Origin of the sequence: Streptosporangium sp. NPDC049248, from assembly GCF_040678965.1 — a bacterium.
GTDB lineage: Bacteria > Actinomycetota > Actinomycetes > Streptosporangiales > Streptosporangiaceae > Streptosporangium > Streptosporangium fukuiense.
The window spans coordinates 167,230-187,734 of the sequence record NZ_JBFAQY010000006.1; the positions used below are offsets into that span (position 1 = coordinate 167,230).

At 70.3% G+C, this 20,505-nt stretch carries 19 protein-coding genes; 8 read left to right on the forward strand and 11 right to left on the reverse strand.

The features are described 5' to 3' along the window. Positions 1 to 138: 138 nt before the first annotated feature. Both secD and AB0K21_RS14240 read right to left on the reverse strand, forming a co-directional pair. On the reverse strand, positions 139 to 2,415 hold the full coding sequence (secD, locus tag AB0K21_RS14235) for a protein translocase subunit SecD (protein WP_364149884.1): 2,277 nt from the start codon (positions 2,413 to 2,415) through the stop codon (positions 139 to 141). A 203-nt stretch (positions 2,416 to 2,618) separates the two neighbouring features. Next, entirely contained in the window at positions 2,619 to 3,002 is a 384-nt protein-coding gene (locus AB0K21_RS14240; protein ID WP_343974758.1) for a hypothetical protein, read from the reverse strand. Positions 3,003 to 3,122: 120 nt separating this feature from the next. On the opposite strand from AB0K21_RS14240, the gene AB0K21_RS14245 reads away from it, so the two are divergent. Next, positions 3,123 to 4,781, forward strand: a complete 1,659-nt coding sequence (locus AB0K21_RS14245; protein ID WP_343974755.1) for an alpha-amylase family protein — start codon at positions 3,123 to 3,125, stop codon at positions 4,779 to 4,781. Positions 4,782 to 4,797: 16 nt separating this feature from the next. On the opposite strand, the gene AB0K21_RS14250 is transcribed toward AB0K21_RS14245, so the two are convergent. Both AB0K21_RS14250 and AB0K21_RS14255 read right to left on the reverse strand, forming a co-directional pair. Further along, positions 4,798 to 5,223 (reverse strand): VOC family protein, encoded by a 426-nt coding sequence (locus tag AB0K21_RS14250; RefSeq protein ID WP_343974752.1) that lies wholly within the window; start codon positions 5,221 to 5,223, stop codon positions 4,798 to 4,800. Positions 5,224 to 5,356: 133 nt separating this feature from the next. Then, positions 5,357 to 5,713 carry a hypothetical protein gene (locus tag AB0K21_RS14255; protein ID WP_364149887.1) on the reverse strand — a complete coding sequence of 119 codons (357 nt, stop codon included), beginning with the start codon at positions 5,711 to 5,713 and terminating at the stop codon, positions 5,357 to 5,359. Between the two features lie 179 nt (positions 5,714 to 5,892). Between AB0K21_RS14255 and AB0K21_RS14260 the strand changes: the two genes are divergently transcribed. The 3 genes from AB0K21_RS14260 (at position 5,893) to AB0K21_RS14270 (ending at position 8,027) form a co-directional block, all read left to right on the forward strand. Further along, the gene (locus AB0K21_RS14260) at positions 5,893 to 6,699 is read left to right on the forward strand and encodes a UTRA domain-containing protein (RefSeq protein ID WP_343974744.1); all 807 of its coding nucleotides are present in this window, start codon (positions 5,893 to 5,895) and stop codon (positions 6,697 to 6,699) included. A gap of 84 nt (positions 6,700 to 6,783) precedes the next feature. Beyond that, the gene (locus tag AB0K21_RS14265; protein WP_364149890.1) at positions 6,784 to 7,875 is read left to right on the forward strand and encodes an alanine racemase; all 1,092 of its coding nucleotides are present in this window, start codon (positions 6,784 to 6,786) and stop codon (positions 7,873 to 7,875) included. Between the two features lie 20 nt (positions 7,876 to 7,895). Then, entirely contained in the window at positions 7,896 to 8,027 is a 132-nt protein-coding gene (locus AB0K21_RS14270) for a hypothetical protein (RefSeq protein ID WP_343974738.1), read from the forward strand. Here AB0K21_RS14270 and AB0K21_RS14275 read toward each other — a convergent pair. The 6 genes from AB0K21_RS14275 to AB0K21_RS14300 form a co-directional block, all read right to left on the reverse strand. Further along, positions 8,017 to 8,763 (reverse strand): cytochrome d ubiquinol oxidase subunit II, encoded by a 747-nt coding sequence (locus AB0K21_RS14275; RefSeq protein ID WP_364149892.1) that lies wholly within the window; start codon positions 8,761 to 8,763, stop codon positions 8,017 to 8,019. The genes AB0K21_RS14270 and AB0K21_RS14275 overlap by 11 nt on opposite strands. Before the next feature lie 40 nt (positions 8,764 to 8,803). Then, on the reverse strand, positions 8,804 to 10,051 hold the full coding sequence (locus AB0K21_RS14280; RefSeq protein WP_343974732.1) for a cytochrome ubiquinol oxidase subunit I: 1,248 nt from the start codon (positions 10,049 to 10,051) through the stop codon (positions 8,804 to 8,806). A gap of 175 nt (positions 10,052 to 10,226) precedes the next feature. Then, positions 10,227 to 11,297: a methyltransferase gene (locus tag AB0K21_RS14285; RefSeq protein WP_364149895.1), complete on the reverse strand. Its 1,071-nt coding sequence runs from the start codon at positions 11,295 to 11,297 to the stop codon at positions 10,227 to 10,229. Beyond that, complete coding sequence (locus AB0K21_RS14290; RefSeq protein ID WP_364149897.1) at positions 11,294 to 12,439, reverse strand: aminotransferase class V-fold PLP-dependent enzyme; 1,146 nt, start codon at positions 12,437 to 12,439, stop codon at positions 11,294 to 11,296. The genes AB0K21_RS14285 and AB0K21_RS14290 overlap by 4 nt, the downstream gene beginning before the upstream one ends. Then, positions 12,439 to 13,251 (reverse strand): tryptophan 2,3-dioxygenase family protein, encoded by an 813-nt coding sequence (locus AB0K21_RS14295; protein ID WP_343974723.1) that lies wholly within the window; start codon positions 13,249 to 13,251, stop codon positions 12,439 to 12,441. The genes AB0K21_RS14290 and AB0K21_RS14295 overlap by 1 nt, the downstream gene beginning before the upstream one ends. A 633-nt stretch (positions 13,252 to 13,884) precedes the next feature. Continuing rightward, entirely contained in the window at positions 13,885 to 14,424 is a 540-nt protein-coding gene (locus tag AB0K21_RS14300) for a DUF4262 domain-containing protein (RefSeq protein WP_364149899.1), read from the reverse strand. A gap of 350 nt (positions 14,425 to 14,774) precedes the next feature. Here AB0K21_RS14300 and AB0K21_RS14305 point away from each other — a divergent pair, with 350 nt between their 5' ends. The 3 genes from AB0K21_RS14305 to AB0K21_RS14315 all read left to right on the forward strand — a co-directional run bounded on the left by AB0K21_RS14305 (position 14,775) and on the right by AB0K21_RS14315 (position 17,382). Continuing rightward, positions 14,775 to 15,581 (forward strand): SDR family oxidoreductase, encoded by an 807-nt coding sequence (locus AB0K21_RS14305; protein WP_364149901.1) that lies wholly within the window; start codon positions 14,775 to 14,777, stop codon positions 15,579 to 15,581. A gap of 560 nt (positions 15,582 to 16,141) precedes the next feature. Continuing rightward, the gene (locus tag AB0K21_RS14310) at positions 16,142 to 16,459 is read left to right on the forward strand and encodes a MerR family transcriptional regulator (RefSeq protein WP_364149903.1); all 318 of its coding nucleotides are present in this window, start codon (positions 16,142 to 16,144) and stop codon (positions 16,457 to 16,459) included. A gap of 407 nt (positions 16,460 to 16,866) precedes the next feature. Next, positions 16,867 to 17,382, forward strand: a complete 516-nt coding sequence (locus tag AB0K21_RS14315) for an FBP domain-containing protein (RefSeq protein ID WP_364149905.1) — start codon at positions 16,867 to 16,869, stop codon at positions 17,380 to 17,382. Positions 17,383 to 17,430: 48 nt separating this feature from the next. On the opposite strand, the gene AB0K21_RS14320 is transcribed toward AB0K21_RS14315, so the two are convergent. Next, positions 17,431 to 18,624, reverse strand: a complete 1,194-nt coding sequence (locus AB0K21_RS14320; protein WP_364149907.1) for a cytochrome P450 — start codon at positions 18,622 to 18,624, stop codon at positions 17,431 to 17,433. 376 nt (positions 18,625 to 19,000) lie between these two features. On the opposite strand from AB0K21_RS14320, the gene AB0K21_RS14325 reads away from it, so the two are divergent. Beyond that, positions 19,001 to 20,455: a serine/threonine-protein kinase gene (locus AB0K21_RS14325; protein WP_343974705.1), complete on the forward strand. Its 1,455-nt coding sequence runs from the start codon at positions 19,001 to 19,003 to the stop codon at positions 20,453 to 20,455. Positions 20,456 to 20,505 lie beyond the last annotated feature (50 nt).

Below are 20,505 nucleotides of genomic sequence, written 5' to 3' on the forward strand. Positions count from 1 at the left end.
AATTCACCTATGGTCTGTAGGGTTAGTGGGAAAGTCATGGCGGTGGACGGCTCCTCCCGGATCCTGCGGGGAGCCGCCCACCGGACCCCGGGCCGGAACGCGTTCCGGCCCGGGGTCCCGCCATTCAGAGCACGCCACTCAGAGCACGGCGCCCGAACCCTGGCGGGCCGGAGCCGGGCCCTTCCGCTTGGGCTGCGGCGCCGTGCCGGGCCTGCGCTTCTCCAGCTCGATCGCCGCCGGCCCCGCGACCAGCGCGGAGGAGAGCGTGCCGACGATGATTCCGATCAGCAGCGCCACCGCGAAGTCGGTCAGCGAGTCGCCACCGAGCACCGCCAGCGCGGCCAGGATGAACAGCGCGCCCAGACCGGTGTTGACGGTACGGGGCACGGTCTGCAGGATCGAGGTGTTGACCACCTCGGCGAACGAGCTCTTCGGCCGTGCGCCCCACAGCTCGCGAACCCGGTCGAAGACCACGACCTTGTCGTTGACCGAGTAGCCGATCACGGTGAGCATCGAGGCCAGGAACACCCCGTCCACCGGCTTGCCCAGCCACGCGAACGCGCCGATCACGATCGTCGCGTCGGCGACCAGGGCCACCACCGTGGCCAGGCCGAACGTCCAGCGGAACCGGAAGGCGAGGTAGGCGAGCTGTGCGGCGAGCGCGACGCCCAGCGCGATCAGCGCGTTGCGGCGCAGCTCGTCCCCCAGGCTCGGCCCGATGAGCTCGTCGCGCTCCTTGGTGACCTGGCCGCCCTCGCTCTCCAGCGCCTTCTCGATCTGCACCACCTCGGCGGGGGTGATCTGACCTGTCCGTACGGAGATGTCCTCACCGGAGGCCTGCACCACCGCGTTGGGGAACCCGGCCTTGCTGACCAGTTCGCGGGCGGCGTCGGCGCTCATCGGGGTGGTCGTGGAGTACTCCACGAGCCTGCCCCCGGTGAACTCCACGCCGAAGTTGAGCCCCCGTACCGCCACCCCGGCCACGGACGCGGCCACCAGCAGGCCGGTGATCGCGAAGTACACGGCGCGGCGGTTCATCAGGTTCGGCTTGCGGATGTTCAGCCAGGCGCGGACCCGCCCGATGTCGGACAGGCCGGTCATCCGGGGTCGTGCGGACACCGCCTTGAACCTCACCGCCCACTGGGCCAGGACGCGGGTGATGACCATCGCGGTGATCAGCGAGGCGATCACACCGATGCTCAGCGTGACGCCGAAGCCGCGTACCGGGCCGGAGGCCAGGAAGAACAGCAGCCCGGCGGCGAGCAGGGTGGTGATGTTGGAGTCGGCCACCGCGCTCCACGCGTTGCGGAACCCCTTCTCCAGCGAGCCCCCGAGGTTGGGCGTCTCGGCGTACTCCTCACGTGCCCGCTCGAAGACCAGCACGTTGGCGTCGACGGCCATGCCGATCGCCAGCACGAAGCCCGCCAGTCCCGGCAGGGTGAGCGTGGCACCGAGCCCCACCAGCGCCGCGTACGAGATGAGGGCGTAGCAGGCCAGGGCGATGGCGGCGAGGAGGCCCACCAGCCGGTAGATCACGATGATGAACAGCGCGGTGAGCGCGATGCCGATGACCGCGGCCCAGGCGCTGGCCTGGATCGCGGCGGCGCCGAGCGTCGGGCCGACGGTCCGCTGCTCGACGATCTCGACGGGCACCGGCAGCGAGCCGCCCTTGATCAGCAGGGCCAGCTCCGAGGCCTCCTCGGCGGTGAAGGTACCGGTGATCTGGGTGGTGTTACCCGGCAGGCCGACCTTGCAGCCGACGTCCTCGTTCACCTGGGGCGAGACGATCACCTTGGAGTCGAGCACGATGGCGATCCTGCGCCTGGGGTCGCCCGGCTCGTTGCAGGCCGCCTCACCGGTCAGCTTGGCCCACGCCGCACGTCCCTGGTCGCGGAAGTCGACGGTGACGAACCAGCCACCGCCCTGCTGGGCGTCGATCCCGGCCTCGGCGCCGCCGACGCCGTCGCCGGTGAGGGCGGCCGGTCCGATGTGCAGCGGGACGCCGCGATCGTCGGGCAGGATCTGCTCTCCCTTGCCCGGCTTGGTCTCCGCTCCCGGGTCGGGGGCGCCGAGGACGGGGTGGAAGGTGAGCTGCGCGGTCTTGCCGATGACCTCGGCGGCCTTGGTCGGGTCCTGCACACCCGGCAGTTCCACGATGATGCGCCGCTCGCCGGAGCGGGCCAGCGGCGCGTCCGCGACGCCCAGGCCGTCGGCCCGGCGGCGGAGCACCTCAAGGGTGCGGTCGGTGGCCGCGGCGTCGGCCTTGACCGTCGGCGAGTCCTGGGTCTCCAGGACGAGTTGGGTACCGCCGCGCAGGTCGAGACCGAGGCGCGGCGACATTGTCAGGGCTATGTACAGCGAGGTGGCGATGACGGCGAGCGCCGCTATCGCGCGTACCACCGGGGCACGCGACATGGAAGCCTCCACAGGCTGGGGGAGTTGTCCGAGGTCATGCCGGAAGAGCGTTCAGGTATGACGGCACGCTCCGCGTACGGAGGGAGCGCCTTTCGGCTACGGGCAGGCGTTCTCCGCATACCTGAGAAGACGCCTTCCGCGTTCGGTCACGGGAAGGCGTTTTTCGCGTATGACGAAGAGACCCGGAGCGGTTCCGGGGTGTTTCAACCGGTTGTGGAGGCGGGTGGTGCGCGCCCCGGCCTGACGAGCAGGGCCGCGAGCGGACGGCTGTCCTCGTCACCCGCCGGGCGGGTGAGCGGGCCGACGGCGAGGAACAGGTGCCTGAGGTCGGTGGGCGGGGTCGCGAGCGGGTGACCGCCCCCGCCGCCCGTACCGGCCCCGATGCCGGCGAAGCCGGAGACCAGGGAGTGCCGCTGCACGCCGTCCAGGAGCGGGCGCGACAGCGGCTGATGCTCGCCGACGGCCTGCACGACCGCGGCGTGCCGGGTGAGGGCGGCGGTGCTCCCGCCCAGCCCTCCGGAGACCAGCAGCGGCAGCAGCAGGCTCAGCAGCCAGCCGAAGGGCGCGCCGCGCCTCAGCTGTCGCATGATCTCCTCCTGGCCGTCATCGCTGTCCACCGTAGCCCTTCGGGGCCGCTGCGACCCCCCTCACGTCAACTCCGCGGCGCGTTACCCCATAAATGAGTAAAGAGAGGGTAGTGCGGACGCATGCGACTCACCCATACAGCCGACCTCTGGTGGAAGAACGCGGTCGTCTACTGCCTGGACGTGGAGACCTACAAGGACGGGAACGGTGACGGCATCGGTGATTTCCGCGGCCTCACCCAGCAGGTCGATCACCTGGAGCGGCTCGGGGTGACCTGCATCTGGCTGATGCCGTTCTTTCCCAGCCCGAGCCGCGACGACGGCTACGACATCAGCGACTTCTACTCGGTCGACCCCCGCCTGGGCAGCCTGGGGGACTTCGTGGAGTTCGTCAGGACGGCCAGGGACCGCGGCATGCGGGTGATCGCCGACCTGGTGGTCAACCACACCTCCGACGAGCACCCCTGGTTCACCGAGGCCCGTTCCAGCCGGGACTCCGCCAAGCGCGACTGGTACATCTGGCGGGACGAGCCAGGGCCGGTGGACCCCGGCGCGATCGTCTTCCCCGACAAGGAGGACAGTCTCTGGGAGCTGGACGAGAAGACCGGCCAGTACTACTACCACAGCTTCTACCGGTTCCAGCCCGACCTGAACACCGGCAACCCGGAGGTCCGCGACGAGATCGCACGCATCCTCGGCTTCTGGATGGAACTCGGCCTGTCCGGTTTCCGGGTGGACGCGGTGCCTTTCCTGATCGAGGACATCGGCGGCGACCCGCACGAGTTCCTCGCCGACCTGCGCGCCTTCATGAACCGCCGGGACGGCACCTCGATCCTGCTGGGCGAGGTCAACCTGCCCTACCCGGACCTGATGAGGTTCTTCGGCGACAGCGGAAACGGCGACGAGGTCACCATGTGCTTCGACTTCATCGCCATGCAGCGGTTCCACCTGTCGATGGCCCGCCAGAACCCCGAACTCCTCGCCGACGCCCTGCGCGAGCGGCCCGAGCCGCCCGACGACTCCCAGTGGGCCATGTTCCTCCGCAACCACGACGAGCTGACCCTGGACAAGCTCACCGAGTCGCAGAAGCAGGAGGTCTTCGACGCCTTCGGGCCCCAGAAGAACATGCAGGTCTACGACCGGGGCCTGCGCCGCCGCCTCCCGCCGATGCTCGACGGGGATGTGCGGAGACTCAAACTGGCCTACAGCGTGCTGTTCTCCATGCCGGGCACGCCGGTGCTCTTCTACGGTGAGGAGATCGGCCTCGGCGAGAACCTGGAGGCCGAGGGGCGGATGGCCGTCCGGGTCCCGATGCAGTGGTCGGCGGGCGGGGGCTTCTCGGCCGATCCGAAGACCCCGGTGGCCTCGCCCACCGGCAGGTACGGCCCGCGCAACGTCAACGTCGCCGACCAGCGCCGCGACCCCGACTCGCTGCTGCGCTGGATCATGCTGCTGATCGAGCGCTACCGGGAGTCACCCGAGCTGGCCTGGGGGACCTACGAGATCCTGGACGCCGGGGACGAGGCGGTGCTGGCCCATCGGGCCGACGCCGACGGGCGCACCGTGGTCGCCGTCCACAACTTCGCCGACCGCGAGGCCCAGGTGGAGCTCACGCTCGACGGACTCGACCACTGCGAGGTCCTGGTCGACCTGCTGGTGGACGGCACCGTCAAGCTGCCCGCCGGCGGCCGGGTGAAGTTCCCCCTGGAGCCGTACGGCACCCGCTGGCTCACTGCCTCCGCCCCCGAGGCGCCCCCGAAGGGCGGCTCGGCCAAGAACTGACCGACCGGTGAGGGGATCAGCCCTGAGCGGTCTCCGATCCGGTGCCGCCAGGCTCTCCAAGCTCGGTGAAGAGGGTGAGCTGGAGCCCGGCCGGGCCGTCAAGACGGGAGTTGAGCGAGTTCCACGGGGTCCGGACGGGCTCGGCGATCACCGTGGCCCCGGCTCCGGCCAGCTTCGCGGTGACGGCGGGGGAGTCGTCGACCTCGAACGCCACCCGGATGTGCCCGGCCACCCGCCGCCCCACCTCGACCCGGTCGATGAACTCCGCCTGCGAGGGATCGGCGATCTCCAGCGTGGCCCGGCCCGCCTCCAGGATCGTCACCCTGCCGTCGGGCGAGGAGTAGGCGGCCCGCTCGGGCAGGCCGAGCACGTCGCGATAGAAACGCAGCGCCTCCTCGTAGTCGGCGGCGGTGACGACCAGGCGCATCTCCCGGGCGGTCATAACGGCTCCCCACATGGTCAAAACGGCCATTGCGTGAGGGACAGCGTGATCGGCACATCCGGTATTCCTCGCCCGGCTCACCGCGGGACGGGAGCTCGCCGGCGGGTATGGGTGATCGCCGAGGTGTCGTGGCTCAGGGCCGGTGCGGGTGGTCGCGGCGCGGGTCCCGCCTGGTCTTGAGCCTGTCCAGGTGGTGGATCAGCTCGTCGCGGACCTCCGCGAGCGCGGCGGGCAGATCCTGCTCGTAGGAGTGGGCCACCAGCGGCTCCGTGCCCGGGAGCACGCATTCGAGCGTCACCCGCTGCTGGGGCGTATCGCGGTCCTTGACGCTCAGCCGCAGCTCCACCGCGTCACCAGGGTAGGAGAGCAGCCGCCTTCCCAGCCCGGCCAACCGCTCGATGATCCTCTGACGCTCGCTCTCGGCGAAGCCCGTCCCGAACCTGAGCCGCCCGGCGACGACGTCCTGTTCCTCGGCACTCGCATCTGTCATCGTCGACAGCCTCCTCTGGGTGTGTTCACAACATTACAGTCAGTCATCGTCGTCAACCCGGGTGGTGTCGGGGTGACTTTCCTCTCCGTGTCGTCGGATCGGTGTCCCGGCTGCGATTTCTCTCGCTGTAGGGGGGCTAAAATCCCAGTCGGTGTCGAGCGCGAGGAGAACGGTCCCGGATGGATCTGGATACGCTGCGTGATGTTTCCGAGCTGAGTGACCCCATCGAGCGCGCACGGGTTCTGGGCCGTCTCATGACCGAGGAGCAGGAGCGCCTGGAGGAGGCGGCGAAGATGCGCCGCCAGGCGATCGCCGAGGCTCGGGACTCCGGCATGGGCCTGGAGGAGATAGGAGCCCGCCTGGGCGTCTCCCCCGGCCGGATATCCCAGATGCGTAAGGGGCCGACGGCCCGCGCCCCCGAAGGGGCGGCGGCCCGCGCTCCGAAGGTGCTGGTCCGGCGGGCACTGCCGACCGACCCCGCCGTGCGCGCCTCCGCGTCCCTCTTTCTCGTCGAGGCGGAGCGGCAGGGGATCAGGCCGGACCGCAGAATGCTCTATGTCGGCCCGGAGCCGGCGAGTGATCACGTGGCGGCCTGCCTGCGCGTCGAGCCCGGCAGCGAGGTGATCGCCCGCCGGAAGATGATGACGGCCAACGAGGTTCCGGTACGGATCGCCACCAGCTACTTCCGGGCGGACCTGTTCGGGGGAACGCGCATCGCCGAGCCCGAGTTCGTCAAGCCGTCGCTCCAGTCGGCGCTGGTCGCCCTCGGGCACGTCTTCGGCCATGCCGAGGAGAACCTGACGGCTCGCCCGCCGACATCCTTCGAGTACGACACCCTGGAACTCGAACCGGGGGAGTGGGTCGTGCAGGTCCTTCGGGCCGGTTACTCCAGCGAGGACACGCCCGTCCACGTCCTGGAGACGATCTGCGCCGCGAACAGGCACATCTTCTCGATCGGCCAGGTCACCGGGTACGACGAGTTCTGACCGTCAGGCCCGTCCACCGCCTGATCGTCGAGATCCGGCTCCCCGTACCGTCGAGATCGGAGAAACGCTGTGACAGTCACGGCCGTGACGCGGCCCCCCGGGGCCGTTCCCACCGGGCGGTTGCCCGCCTACGTCTACGACCTGGCCGAGCTCGACGCCCATGCCGGGGCCGTCCGGGCCGCGCTGGGAGACGTCGAGCTGTACTACGCGGTCAAGGCCAACCCCGACCCGGAGCTGCTGCGGACGCTCGCTCCGCACCTCGACGGCTTCGAGGTCGCCTCCGGCGGGGAGCTCGCGCACGTGCGGGAGCACTTCCCGGACGCGCCGGTCGCGCTGGGCGGCCCCGGCAAGACCGACGACGAGCTGTTCAGCGAGGTCACCCGCCTGCATGTGGAGAGTCCCGGCGAGCTGCGCCGCCTGCTCGCCTCCGGGCGCTCCGCCGACGTGCTGCTCAGGGTCAATCTGGACATCCCGATCGAGGGGGCCTCGCTGGCGATGGGGGGCGGCGCCACCCCGTTCGGGATGGATCCCGCGGGGATCGCCGAGTGCGTCGCGCTGCTTGAGGGCCAGGACGCCGTACGGTTGCGCGGGATCCACGCCCACCTGGCCAGCGGGCTCGACGCGCCCCGGATGCTGGAGCTGGCGGCGGCGGTCCTGGACTACGCGCGGACGCTGGGGGTGGGTGAGATCAATCTCGGCGGCGGCATGGCCGTCTCGTACGCCGACCCCGGGACCCGGTTCGACTGGCGGGCCTACGGGGAGGGCCTCGGGCGGCTGCGCCGTCCCGGGGAGACGCTCAGGATCGAACCAGGGCGCTCGCTGACCGTCTACTGCGGGCGCTACGTGACGCGCGTCATCGATGTCAAGCGCGTCCACGGCGAGCTGTTCGCGGTCGTGGCGGGCGGGACCCACCACATCCGTACCCCCGCCACCAAGGGCCACGACCAGCCGCTGGTCATCACGGAGCCCGGCGAGCCGATCACGATCGTCGGCCAGCTCTGCACTCCCAAGGACGTCCTGGCCCGCCGGGTGCCCGTCGCGCTGAAGCCCGGTGACCGGGTGGAGTTCACCATGGCGGGTGCCTACGCCTGGAACATCTCCCACCACGATTTCCTGATGCACCGGAAGCCGAGCTTTCACTACCTGTCCCCAGGGGGGTCTCCGACCCGAGTGTGAGGATGCCGCCAAGTGCGCATATGCTGCGCTTCACCGCTTTCGTGGATAAAAGGGAGAAGCTCGCCGTGTACAAGGAGTTCGCAATCGAGGCCGTGGTCTGGGTCATCCCCGTGGCAGTGCTGCTCGGGCTTGCTTTCATGATCACTGCCTGACCTGGACGCGGCCGAAGAGCCACCACAGCCACACCTGTGACGCCACCAGCAGGGGAGTGAGCAGCAGCATCGAGGGAGTGAGCAGGGCGAGCGTCGCCGGGTCCGCCAGGTGCTCCGCCAGTGGCAGGCGGGCACCGGCCAGCAGGCAGACCAGAGCCATCCCGCCCGACGTCAGGGCGTAGACCGTACACCCGGCCGAGGGCCCGGCGAACCGCCGGGCCCGCTCCCGAGGGGCGCCGTCGAGCCGGAGCCCGGCCAGTGACAGTCCGTGGGCGGCGAACAGGACGGCCCCCAGCGGAGCGGCGACCAGCGCGCCGGGACCGACGGTGAACCCCTCGCCCATCCCGACGAGGATGAGTCCCCAGCTCAGCACCGCCAGCCAGCTTCCCGCGACCACGGCGCCCTCGCACCAGGCCCGCCAGGCGGCCCGGTCCACCCGCCCGCGCAGCCAGATCCCCGCGTCGCGGGCGATCCAGCCGAGCAGCAGCGCGACGAACGGCAGGTACAGACCGCTGAGCATCTCCCCCTCCAGCACGGGGAACGCGCCGATCAGTACGCCCACCGCGGTGACCAGCCAGACCTCGTTCGTCAGGAAGAACGGGGTGATGGAGGCGAGCACCCGGCCGCGTTCCTCGGGGGTGCGGCCGAGATACGGCAGCAGCATGCCGACCCCGAGATCCGCGCCCGCGAGGACGAAGTAGCCGACCGCGAAGAACGCGAGCAGGGCGATTTCCATAGCGATTTCCCTTTGCGAAGGCCGATGGACCGCGAGGCTGTCAGAAGGCCAGGACCGGAGTCGGCTCTGCCGGGGCCGGGCCGGTGGCGGGTGCCTCGGGGCCCTGGCGGGCGCCGCGCGCCAGGATCCAGGTGTTGACGGCCACCAGCAGGACGGAGAGCGTGATGAAGGCGATCAGCGAGAGGACCATCGTGCCCGGCGACAGGTCGCTCAGCGCGTCCTCGGTCTTGAGCAGGCCCTCCACCATCCAGGGCTGGCGGCCCACCTCCCGGAACACCCAGCCGGCGATCATGGAGACGAACGGCAGCGGGATCATCGCGATCAGCAGCACGTGCCAGGCCCGCGCCCCCAGGACCATCCGGCGGAACGAGGCGAGCAGGACGCTGAGCGCCGACACGAGCAGCAGCACCGTGAAGACACCCAGCATGATCATGGCGCCCAGCTGTGTCGGTGCGGTGGGCGGGATGTAGTCCCCCGGACCGTGGACGGCGACCATCTCGGCCTGCAACCGGGCGATCTCCTCCTCCCGCCCGGCGAAGACGGCGGTCTTCATCGGCTGGAGGGTCGGGAACTGCACGCCGCCGAACGCGGCGTTGGCCAGCAGCGCGGGCAGCGTGGTGAACACGCCGATCCGCAGGGACCTGCGGAAGAACTCCTGCTCGGCCGTCCCACGGCGCAGGTGGTAGGCGCTCACCCCGGCGAGGAAGAACCCGGCGGTCACCAGGGCGCCGGAGAGGATGTGGGCGAACGGGAGGAGCGCGTCGGGGTTGGTGAGCACCGCCGCCGCGTCGGTGAGCCGCAGCGTCCCGTCCACGACCTCGGCACCGACCGGGTTCTGCAGGAAGCCGTTGGCGACGAGGACCCAGTACGCCGAGGCGTAGGCGGTGATCGTGACCACCCAGATCACGCCCAGGTGCGCCCAGCGGTTCAACCGGTCCCAGCCGAAGATCCACAGACCCAGGAACGTGGACTCGATGAAGAAGGCGACGAGGGTCTCCATCGCGAGTGAGGCGCCGAACACGTTCCCCGCGAAGTGCGTCAGCCCGCTCCAGGCCATCCCGAGCTGGAACTCCATCACCAGCCCGGTGAGGATGCCCATCGCGTAGTTGATCACATACAGCCGTCCCCAGAACCGGGTCATCCGCAGGTGCGTGTCGGAACGCGTCAGCGTCGCCCGGGTCTGCATGACCGCCAGCACCGTGGCCAGGCCCAGGGTGAGGGCCACGAACAGGAAGTGTGCCCCCGAGGTCACGGCGAACTGCAGGCGGGCGAGATCGAGCGTCTCCATGCCCTCATGCTTCCGGCGCGCTCACCGCCCGCGCGTCCCTCCCCGGGAGGCACCCGCCGTACTCCAGAAGTCGTGATCTCCGGCCGTGGCCGTACGACTTCTAGTGCACTCGCCCGGGTTTCCGGGTGGGTTCGGCCTCAAAGGGCGGCGGGGGCCGCCGGGCGGACCCGCGGGGTCATCGGGTCGCGGTGATCAGCTCGAAGGGGCCCGGCAGGACGGTGACGTCCCTGAAGCCGCTCTCTTCGAGCAGCCGCACGTAGTGCTCGATCTCGTAGAGGCGGCTGACACAGGTGTCGACGCCCATGAGGAAGTACGACCAGAAGAACTGCCCGGCGAGCCGGTCGGGGGTCCTGAACTCCTCGCAGATCAGAATCCGCCCGTCGGGGACGAGGGCCGCGTGCGCCTTCCGCAGCAGCGCCCGTGCCGTGGAGACCGGCCAGTCGTGCAGGACGCGGACGAACGACAGCGCGTCGTACCCGCCGGGCAGGGGGCCGTCGAGGAAGTCTCCGGCGACGAATCCGAGTCGCCCGCCGAGACCGCTCTCCTTCCTCGTACGGCTCACCAGCGCCTCCGCCGCGGGGAGGTTGAACACGTCCACCCGGAGGGCGGGCGAGCGTTCCAGCAGGTGCGCGGCGAGGGTGCCGTCGCCGCCGCCGACGTCGAGCAGCCGGAGCGCCCGCTCGCCCCACAGCCACCCGGCGTGTGCGCGGAACGTCTCGATGACCGGGCCGAGGCCCGCGGCCATGCTCTGCTCGAAGTCGGCCAGTTGCCCCTCGTCGCGCGGTGGCCAGCCGAAGGTGGCCGCGGGGATCGACATCTCGCCGCGCAGGACGTCGACGAGCCTGCCGTGCAGCAGGCGCCACGGATACCGGTCGCGGTCGCGCTCCAGCGAGTCGGGACCGGCGACGGCCTCCGCCGCCTGCCTCAGCCCGGGGACCGCCCGGTAGCGGACCAGGTCCAGCTCGTCGCCGCTCTGCTCCCGGTGGACGAAACCGAGGCTTTCCAGGCAGTCGAGCATCTTGTACAGCCGGCCTGGTACGACGCCGAGCCGCGCGCTGAGCTCGGACAGGGAGACGCCGTCCGTCCGAGTGCCGCTCTGGGCGCCGGCCTCGGCGCCGGACGGGGGCTCGGGGTCGAGGGCGTCGAGCAGGCCGAGGCGCAGCGCGGTCTCCACGACGTCCATCGCCTTCGTACCGTTGGCCAGAAGGCTCAGCAGAGCCCGTGGCGACAGGGTGGTGACGTTCATGCGGTGATCCGCTCCCGTTCCGTCTCGACGGCGTCCATGAAGGCGTCGACCTCGGCGATCGTGTTGTAGATGTGGGGCGCCACGCGCAGGGAGCCGCGCCAGCTGCACACCATGCCCCGGTCGACCAGCGACCTGCTCACCCGCTCGTCCCCGTCGAACCGCAGGCAGACGACGCCGCCGCGCCGGTGCGGCTCCCTCGGGGTCACCACCTCGATTCCGGCCGCGTCCGCGCGCTCCAGTACCCGGCCGGTGCACGCCAGCGAGTGCCCGCGGATCGTCTCGACGCCGATGCCGGACAGCAGGTCGAGGCCGATCCTGGACATCATCGGCCCCAGCGGCACCGGTGTGCCGGAGGCCAGGCGGCGGGCGTCCCCGGCCGGTACGACCGGTGAGCGGAAGGAGGTCGGGTCGGCGCCGGCCAGCCAGCCGGTCGCCGCGGGGCGCAGGTCGGGGATGAGGTCGGGGCGCACGTACAGGAACGCGGTGCCGGCCCCGCACATCCACTTGTGGGCACCGCCCAGCACGAAGTCGACGCCCAGTTCGGTGACGTCCAGGGGAACCGCGCCGACGGTCTGGTAGGCGTCCACGATGACGTACGCGCCCACGCTGTGGGCCCTGGTGACGATCCGCCGCAGGTCCAGCAGCGCTCCGGTGGAATAGCTGCTGTGTGAGACGCACACGCACCGGGTCCGCTCGTCGATGGCGGCCTCCAGCGCGGCCTCGTCGAACCCGGGACCCGAGCCCACGATCTCCAGCTCCGCTCCGTACCGGGCGAACCCCTGCCAGATGAGCGGCACCGTGGGGAATTCCAGGCCGGTGGTGACCACCTTGCTGCGCGGGCCGCCGAAGTCGAGGCAGGTGCCGACCCTGGCGAGCAGCGTGCTGAGGTTCACGTCGGTCACGACGGAACCGGGGGGTGCGCCGAGGAAGGCGGCGAGGGCGTCGGCGTAGGCCGACGTCTGCGCCAGCCAGTCGCCCCACACCTCGTCCCGCCACCTGGTCAGCGTCCGCCAGTAGCCGCGCAGCACCTCCTCCACGCCCCGGGGGACGGCGCCGGTGGAGTTGCTGTTGAGGTAGACGCAGGTGTCGAGCAGCGGGAACTCGGCGCGCAGCGACCTCGCCGTCCGGTCGGTGAGGATCATCAGGAGCCCTTCTCCGCGTGCCTGGACTCTCCGGGCACGTACCCGCCGCCGCGTTCCCAGCTGGCGGTCATCTCCTCGCGCACCTTCCACAGCCGCCGGAAGAGGGGCTGTGTCATGCGGCCGGTCAGCACCTGCGTCGGCACGCCGTCGAGCGCCGCGGTGCTCCGGCTGATGCCGATCGTCCTGCGGACGAGCATGAAGTGGGTGACGAGCCACATCTGGTAGGCCTCGTCCACGTCGAGGAGCAGCTCGAACGTGCGCTTCAGATCGCTGTGCCGGGCGTCCCGGGCCTGGTAGACATCCGCGGCCGAAACCTCGCGGCGGGCGGTCAGCCGGTCGAGCGCGTCCGATACGTACTGGGCCGCCACGTGCAGCCGGTTGTACCCCGGTGACTCCTGCCCGCTGCCGTTCCCGAGATGCTGCCGGATCGTCTGGTACGAGTCGGGTGTCAGCGTCTCCAGGACCCCCAGCTCGTCGCGGAGGCAGCGGACGATGCGCGCGATCCGGTCCAGTCGCGCCGAGGCGTCCCAGAGCGCGTCCCGGTCCAGGTCGCCCACCAGTTCCGTCATCTCGTGCGCCAGCAGCTTCAGCCACACCTCCTGGGCCTGGTGGACCATCTGGAACATCAGCTCGTCGGAGGAGACGAGTTCGTCGGTGGCGGGTTGCAGGGAGAACAACTCCGAGGTCCGCACATACACCTCGTAGTCCAGTTTCCCCTCCCCGACGAAGGTTTTGAGGATCGGGTTGAAGATCGGCTCCGAAACCGCCCTGTGCAGTTCCTCCACGACGGGTTTGTTGAGTTCGACGTGCATGATTCTCCTCATGGGCACTGTCGGGCGGTCGTGGCGGTGCACCGTGCGCCGCGGCTCGGGCCCCCGCCGGACTCACGGGGCTGAGCGACCGGCTTTCTCCGACAATTCATTTGTGACATCAGAACGTGTGAGAGTGCGTGTGCCGCCCGGCGGTCACGGGGGTACGAGCCGCGCCTCGTCAGGTGGTCGATCTCGGGCCGGCTCGGCAGCCTTTTCGGGCCTCACTCATCCTCACATTTCTGCCGATAGTAGGAACGTGCGAAGAGAATTGATGCCGGGAACGCGCTCTGGACGTGTTTCACGGAGCCTTTGATGACCGGGGCCAAGGCTCCGGGTTCCCTCTTGGAATGGACTTGCGGATGACTTGGGAAGAACCACGGGGCGGCCGGAAACGCATCGCCTTGGAATTGGTAAGAAACTTTGTAAACTACGACCTGGCATCCAGGGGAAACGTGGCACACCCGGCGGGTCCGCGCGCCTTCCCGGCGCTGTCGGCGCGGACCAGGGCGTCCGTGGTACGGCGGTGCCGGCCTTTGTCCCACGGCGGCCTCACCATGCCCGCGGCCTCCGCCGGGAGGCGTCGCCGGCGGTTCGATCGGGAACGCGGGCCGGGGCCCGCCCGGCACGGTCCGGTCAGGGGAGTTTGGTCCAGGGGCCCGGGGCGTGGTCGTCCTTGGGGATCCAGAGCGCGGGCTGCAGCTCCCGCAGTCGCGGGGCGCAGCCGTCGTTCCAGGGGAAGCGGCCCGCGGCGTCGGGCCAGACGATCTCCATGAAGGGCAGCGGGGGCCCCTGGTAGAAGTGCAGCGCGGTGCCGAACAGCGACCGGTACCAGCTGGTGTCCACCGCCTTCGCGACGACCGGGTAGTTCCTGATCACGTCGTCCCGCTCCCGGCCCTCGACCAGGCGGTGCCCGGCGGCGATCCGGTCGGCCAGAGTGCCGAGGCAGTTGCCCATCACGTCCACCCGGAGGCCGAGCATCACCACCTCGGGGGAGCGGAGCGTGTGCCACAGCCCGACGGTGAACGCCCAGCCGGGGCCGTCCTCGTCCTCCGGGATCATGACAATCGCCCACCCCCGGTTCCGGACGCTCCGCAGTGTCCTGAGGTCGGCCTGGTCGAGCTCCACCTCCCGCTCGACGCAGAGCAGGCAGTGGCATACCGGCTGGTCAGACATATGTTGAGCGTAGTGCTCTGTACGGATACAAGCTGACAAATCACCCGGCACCGCCCGGCCTTCCCGCATGCCGCCGAATGGGTCCGGACCGGCCGGGCATGTGGCGGGGCGGGCGAGGGGCTCGCCGGGTTCGACAGCGGGGGCCACAGAGTCGATTCCGGCTCGGTTCATCCGGGAGGCCGATGGGGAGTCCCCGCCGGAGCGTTCACGCCGGATACGAGGTCCGGATCCGGCGTGGATTGCCGGTCTGAATATCGCCAGCCCGGAATCGGATGACAGCCCTAGCTTTGCCCGGGTGAAGAGCCCTTCCGCACCTCGGCGGGACGGGGCTCGGCGACGAGAGGACACTCATGGACCTGCAGCTTTCCGGCCGCGTCGCGGTCGTCACCGGCGCCTCCAAGGGCATCGGCCTGGCCGTCACCCGCACCCTGCTCGACGAGGGGGCCCGCGTCGTGGCCGCCTCCCGCAGGAGCACTCCTGAGCTGGAGGCGCTGGGCGGCCCCGGACTGCTGCACGTGGCGGCCGACCTGACGGACCCCGAGGCGCCCGCCCAGGTCGTGGCGCGGGCCGTGGCGGCGTTCGGCGGCCTGGACGTCCTGGTGAACAACGCCGGCGGCCCGCCGCCCGGCGCGGCCCTGCCGCGCTTCTCGTTCCTGGCCCCCACCGACGACGACTGGCGGGCGATGTTCGAGTTCAACCTGTTCTCGGTCGTACGGGCCGTCCGCGCGGCCATCCCGGCGATGCTCCAGCGGGGTGGCGGCTCGATCGTCAACGTCTCCTCGGGCGGCGCCCGGCAGGCCGCCCCCATGAACGTCGACTACAACGCCGCCAAGGCGGGCCTGAACAATCTCACCAAGGCGCTGTCGGAGGAGTTCGCACCCCAGGGCATCCGGGTGAACACCGTCTCTCCGGGGCCCGTGCGGACCGCGTGGTGGACCGAGGAGGGCGGCGCGGCCGACATCATCGCCGCCCAGGCGGGCACCGACCGGGACACCGTGATCAACAGTGTCGCACCGGAGATGATGAAGCTGACCACCGGCCGCCTCGTCGAACCGCAGGAGGTCGCCGACGTGATCGCCCTGCTCGCCTCGCCGCGCTCGGCGAGCACCACCGGCGCGGACTTCGCCGTCGACTCGGGGTTCCTCAAGGAGATCTGAGGTCCCCGCACCGGCCTTGAGCGGCAGAGAAAATCTGTTGTGGCCGCAGTAGACATTGGCCGTTGGGCGAGTTAACATTTCAGGTGTCAGCAGAGTAGAGAACATCAAGAAGTCGCGGCAGATGACGAACTGCCGCAGAGAAGTGGCAAGACGGTCAGGCGTGTCGGAGCCAGCTGGTGCACGGGTTCCGACGCGGTGGCCGGCGGGCATGAGAACAGCCCGTGCGGTGCCGTCGGCAGGCGTGCTGGAGCCGAGATCCTGCAAGGGGTTCCAACCGGTGCCGATGGCAGAGGTACATAGGGAGATCAGAGGAAAAGGGGGAGGGTCACACGCCGTTGGATCGCCCGCCACCGGTTGTCGTCTAGCCGGGCGGGTGCCGTAGTCCCATCAGATTGGAAGGTGGTCTCCGGTCACGCGTATGCGATCCCCGCACTCCCCGCCTTTCGGGCGGCCGGTGCGGATACGAAAAATCGACACTCGTGTCGATGAAAGGTGTTGAACCCATAACTCTGGGCCCCGGTGCTGCAGCACCGGGGCCCCTGTGACGTGAAAAAGGTGCAATGGATCCAGCCCCACAGAACCCAGAGATCAAGCTCGACGACGACGATTACCCGGCCTACACCATGGGCCGTGCCGCCGAGATCCTCGGCACCACGCCGGCTTTCCTGCGTAGCCTGGGCGAGGCGAGACTGATCGAGCCGCAGCGCTCGTCCGGCGGACACCGCCGCTACTCCCGCTATCAGCTACGCCTGGCCGCCCGCGCCAGAGAACTGGTCGACCAGGGCACCGCGCTGGAAGCCGCCTGCCGCATCATCATCCTGGAGGACCAGCTCCAGGAAGCCCTGCGGATCAACGCCGAACTGCGCCAACGCGACTGACCCGCGGTTTCGGAGTCCGCGGACGCTCCCGTCCCCGGAGCTTCCCGGGTGCGGGGCGAGCGACCCTCCGGCAGAACGACCGTGAGATCGAGGACCGGACCCGTGCGGCGGTGCGTGCCGTCCACGGGGACCCGTGACTCACCGGCGAGCGCCCCGTACCGCCGGCTTCCACCGTGCGTTTCCAGCTCGGCGTCGTCGCGGGCAGGTGGCAGGGTGTCCTTACATCAGGGGAAAAAGCATTCGACGTCCCCGATATCGCGCTGACATAGTGGTCGGCGCTGAATGTCGGAAAAGGCAGTGAGCCGGCAGTTCGCTCGCCGGCGTCGCGCCCGTGCCTGCCCCCCTGCGGAGGCGCCGGTCGCGCGGGCAGGGCTCCAGCAGACGTGTCGATCAACAGTGGGTGAGTCATGATTCCGGTCGGTGAGAAGGAGATACGCGGATCCTTCGTCAACTGCTCCAAGGGGGAGGCGCGCAGGATCAACCTGCCCAGGAACCTGCCGGAGACCCCCTGGGCCGATCTTGACTTCCTGGGCTGGCTCGACCCCGGCGCGCCCGACCGCGGCTACCTGGTCGTCGAGCGGCGCGGCGAACTCGTCGGCGTCACCCTGCGCCTCAGCCGGGAGGTGCGCAGGAGCTATGCCAAGAGCACGGTCTGCTCGATCTGCGTGACACCGCACGCAGGCACCGGGATCTCCCTGTTCGTCGCGCCCAGGGTCGGCGCCGCGGGCCGCCAGGGCAACACGGTCGGCACCTACATGTGCGCCGACCTGGCCTGCTCCCTCTACGTGCGGGATGTGAAGAAGACGGAGCTCGGCGTGCGGTTCGAGACGCTCGGCAACGAGGAGCGGATCATGCGGGTCGTCGTCAACCTGGAGAGCTTCCTGGACAAGGTCTTCCACGGCGACCTGAGCCCGGACGCCTGAACCGTACCCGCCCGGAGCCGAGATCGCGGCTCCGGGCGGTCCTGCCGGCTACCAGGCGACCGGCAGGGACGTCAGGCCGTACACGACGCTGAAAGAGCGGAAGTGCGCCTCGGGTTCGACCGCGCGCAGCCCGGGGAAGCGTTCGAGCAGCGCGGGGAAGGCGATGCGCATCTCCAGCCGGGCCAGCGGGGCGCCCAGGCAGTGGTGCACGCCGTGGCCGAAGGCCAGGTGGCCGGGCGCGCCCCGGGTGATGTCCAGCGTCTCGGGGTCGGGCAGGAACCCGGCGTCGCGGTTGGCGGCGGGCAGCGCGCAGACCACCAGCTCGCCGGGCCCGATGGCCTGGCCGGCGATCTCGACCTCCGCGGTGGTCATCTTGGCGGTGCCGGAGTGGACGATGCTGAGCCAGCGCAGCAGCTCCTCCACCGCCGCGTCGATGCGCTCGGGCTCCTTCCGCAGCAGCTCCAGCTGGTCGGGATGGCGGAGCAGGGCCAGCGTGCCCAGTCCGAGCATGTTGGAGGTGGTCTCGTGTCCGGCCAGCAGCAGCAGGGTGCCGATGCCGACGAGCTCGTGCGTCGTCAGGTCGTCGCCGTGCTCGCGCACCAGCGTGCCGAGCAGTTCCTCCCCGGGATCGACCCGGGCGCGGGCGACCAGCTCGCCGATGTAGGCGCGCGACTCCATCTGGGCCGCCAGACGCTCCTCGAAAGGCGAGGCCACATCGAGCATCTTGCTGCTCCTGCGCTGGAAGTCCTCCCGGTCGGCGTACGGCACCCCCAGCAACTCGCAGATCACCAGTGAGGGGATCGGCAGCGCGAACGACGACACCAGATCGGCCGGGGACCCGGCGCGTTCCATCGCGTCCAGGTGCTCCTCGACGATGCGGGTGATCCGCGGCTCCAGCCGGTGCATCCGGCGGATCGTGAACTCCGGCGTCAGCGTCCGGCGCAGCCGGGTGTGCTCGGGAGGATCGAGGGCGAGCATGTTGCCCGCGCGCAGCGCCGCGATCTCCTCCTTGCTCATCTTCGTGTCGGACGGCACGAAGTCGATCCCCACGGCGTTGCTGAACCGTTCGGGGTCGCTCAACACCGTCCGCACGTCCGCGTAGCGGGTCACCAGCCAGGCGTCGATGCCGAACGGTGTGCTGACGCGCCCGATCCCCTGCCCGTCCCGCAGTGTTTCCAGTTCCGGATCCGGGCCGAACCCTGCTCGCCGCATGTACAGCGGAGGCGTCGGAGTCTCGCTCATGTAGCTCCCTTGCTGACCGGCTGTCCTGACTGTTCCGGAAAAACGATAACCAGCCGTCGCCCTCCCGCAAGGGTTCCCGGCGGGCGCGATATCGCCCACCGCGCTGACCTGCGCGAGCCTCGGAACCTCGGCCCTATGAGGGCGGCACCGATCCTCCTGCCGGACCGACCGAAAAGATCAGCGGGCAGGCCGCCACCGGCGGGTACGACGGATGATCGGCCGCGGTGACGACGCTCGACGCGCTTGTATTTGATCTAGCATGACGGCACGGCCCCCGTACGGTGATCCGTCCGAGGCGCATCCACCTGTTCACGGCGTTCCGGGCGACGACCGCGGTCATCGCGCCGGCTCGATGGTGTGAGAGGGCGGCAGGACGATGGACACCAAGGGATGGGCGGTCAGCGTCTCCTCGGGGTATCGCGTCGGTGACTGGCGGGTCGGCAGGCCCGTCGCCACGGGGAGCTGGGCGAGCGTCTACCTGGGAACGCGGGACGGGCAGGAGGCGGCGCTGAAATTCCTGCCCACCGGCACGCTCACCCGGCGGCAGTTGCGGCACCTGCGGGACATGACGGAGCGGGAGATACGCCTGCACGACAGGCTCCGGCACCCCCGGCTGATCCGGCTGCGGGAGACGCTCGTCATCGACGACGCCGGAAACTCCGAACTCGACGGCGCGTGCGTGCTGGTGATGGACCTGGCGGAAAGGTCGCTGGCCGACCTGATCGGGGAGGGGGCACCGGTTCCCGACGCGCCGAGGCTGATCGCCGAGATCTGCGAGGGGCTGGCGCACATGCACGCCGAGAAGTGGGTGCACGGAGACCTCAAACCCAACAACGTGCTCGTGATGGCCGACGGCTCGGTACGGCTCGCCGACTTCGGCCTGGCCACCGAGATGGACGGGACGCACGGCTACCTTCCCCCGATGGGCTCGGTGGACCACGTGCCTCCCGAGCGCTGGGGGGAGCCGCTGAGCGAGAAGGGGCACGCGGTGCGGGCCTCGGCCGACATCTGGGCGCTGGGCGTGACGGCGTGCCAGCTGTTCACCGGCCACCTTCCCTTCAGCGCCCCCACCGCCCGCGCCCGCTACGTGGCCGCCGTCGAGTACGCGGCGGGCGAGTCACCCCTGTCGCTGCCGGTCTCGCTGCCCGAGGCCTGGCGCTCCTGGGTCGGCGACTGCCTGAACCCCGACCCGAGGTCCAGGCCCAGCGCGGCCCGTCAGCTCTACCGCGCGCGGCTGCTGGCCGGCACCTTGAAGGGGGCGCCCCGGCGAACGGGCCGCCGGATGGCGAAGGCCATGGCCTCGGCCGCTCTCGTACTGGCGGGTGCCTCGGGGGCGGGGACGGTCGACTCGCGGCTGGCCGATCCGTTCGGGCGGTGGTTGCGCACCGACTCCGACATCCCCCGGGAGTACCGCGCGCTGATCGTCGAGGCCGGCACGATGTGCGCGGCTCCAGGGCTGAGCCCGGCACTGGTCGCCGGAATCCTGAAGGCGGAGAGCGGCTTCGACGCGAACCTGTTCGACGAGGCCAAGGACGAGTACGGCCTCGCGCGCTGGACGCCGTCGGTGCTTCAGTACTACCTGCCGGTCGGCCGCCAGGGCACCATCCTCGACCCGCCCCTCTCGCCCGAGGACAGCATCCCCGCCGTCGGCCGCTACCTGTGCGTACGGTTGCCGCTGCTGGCCGGGGTGCCCGGAGACCCCGGGCTGCTGGGAGCGGTGGCGTTCCGCTCCTCCGACGACGTGGTCCGCCAGCAGGGCGGGATTCCCGAGCGCTTCCAGGCCCACGCCGACCTGGTACGGAGACACCGGGCCGAGTACCAGCCGCGATGACGGGCCGCGAGGGTGGCCCGGTGGGTCACCCTCGCCGGGTCGGCGTTCCG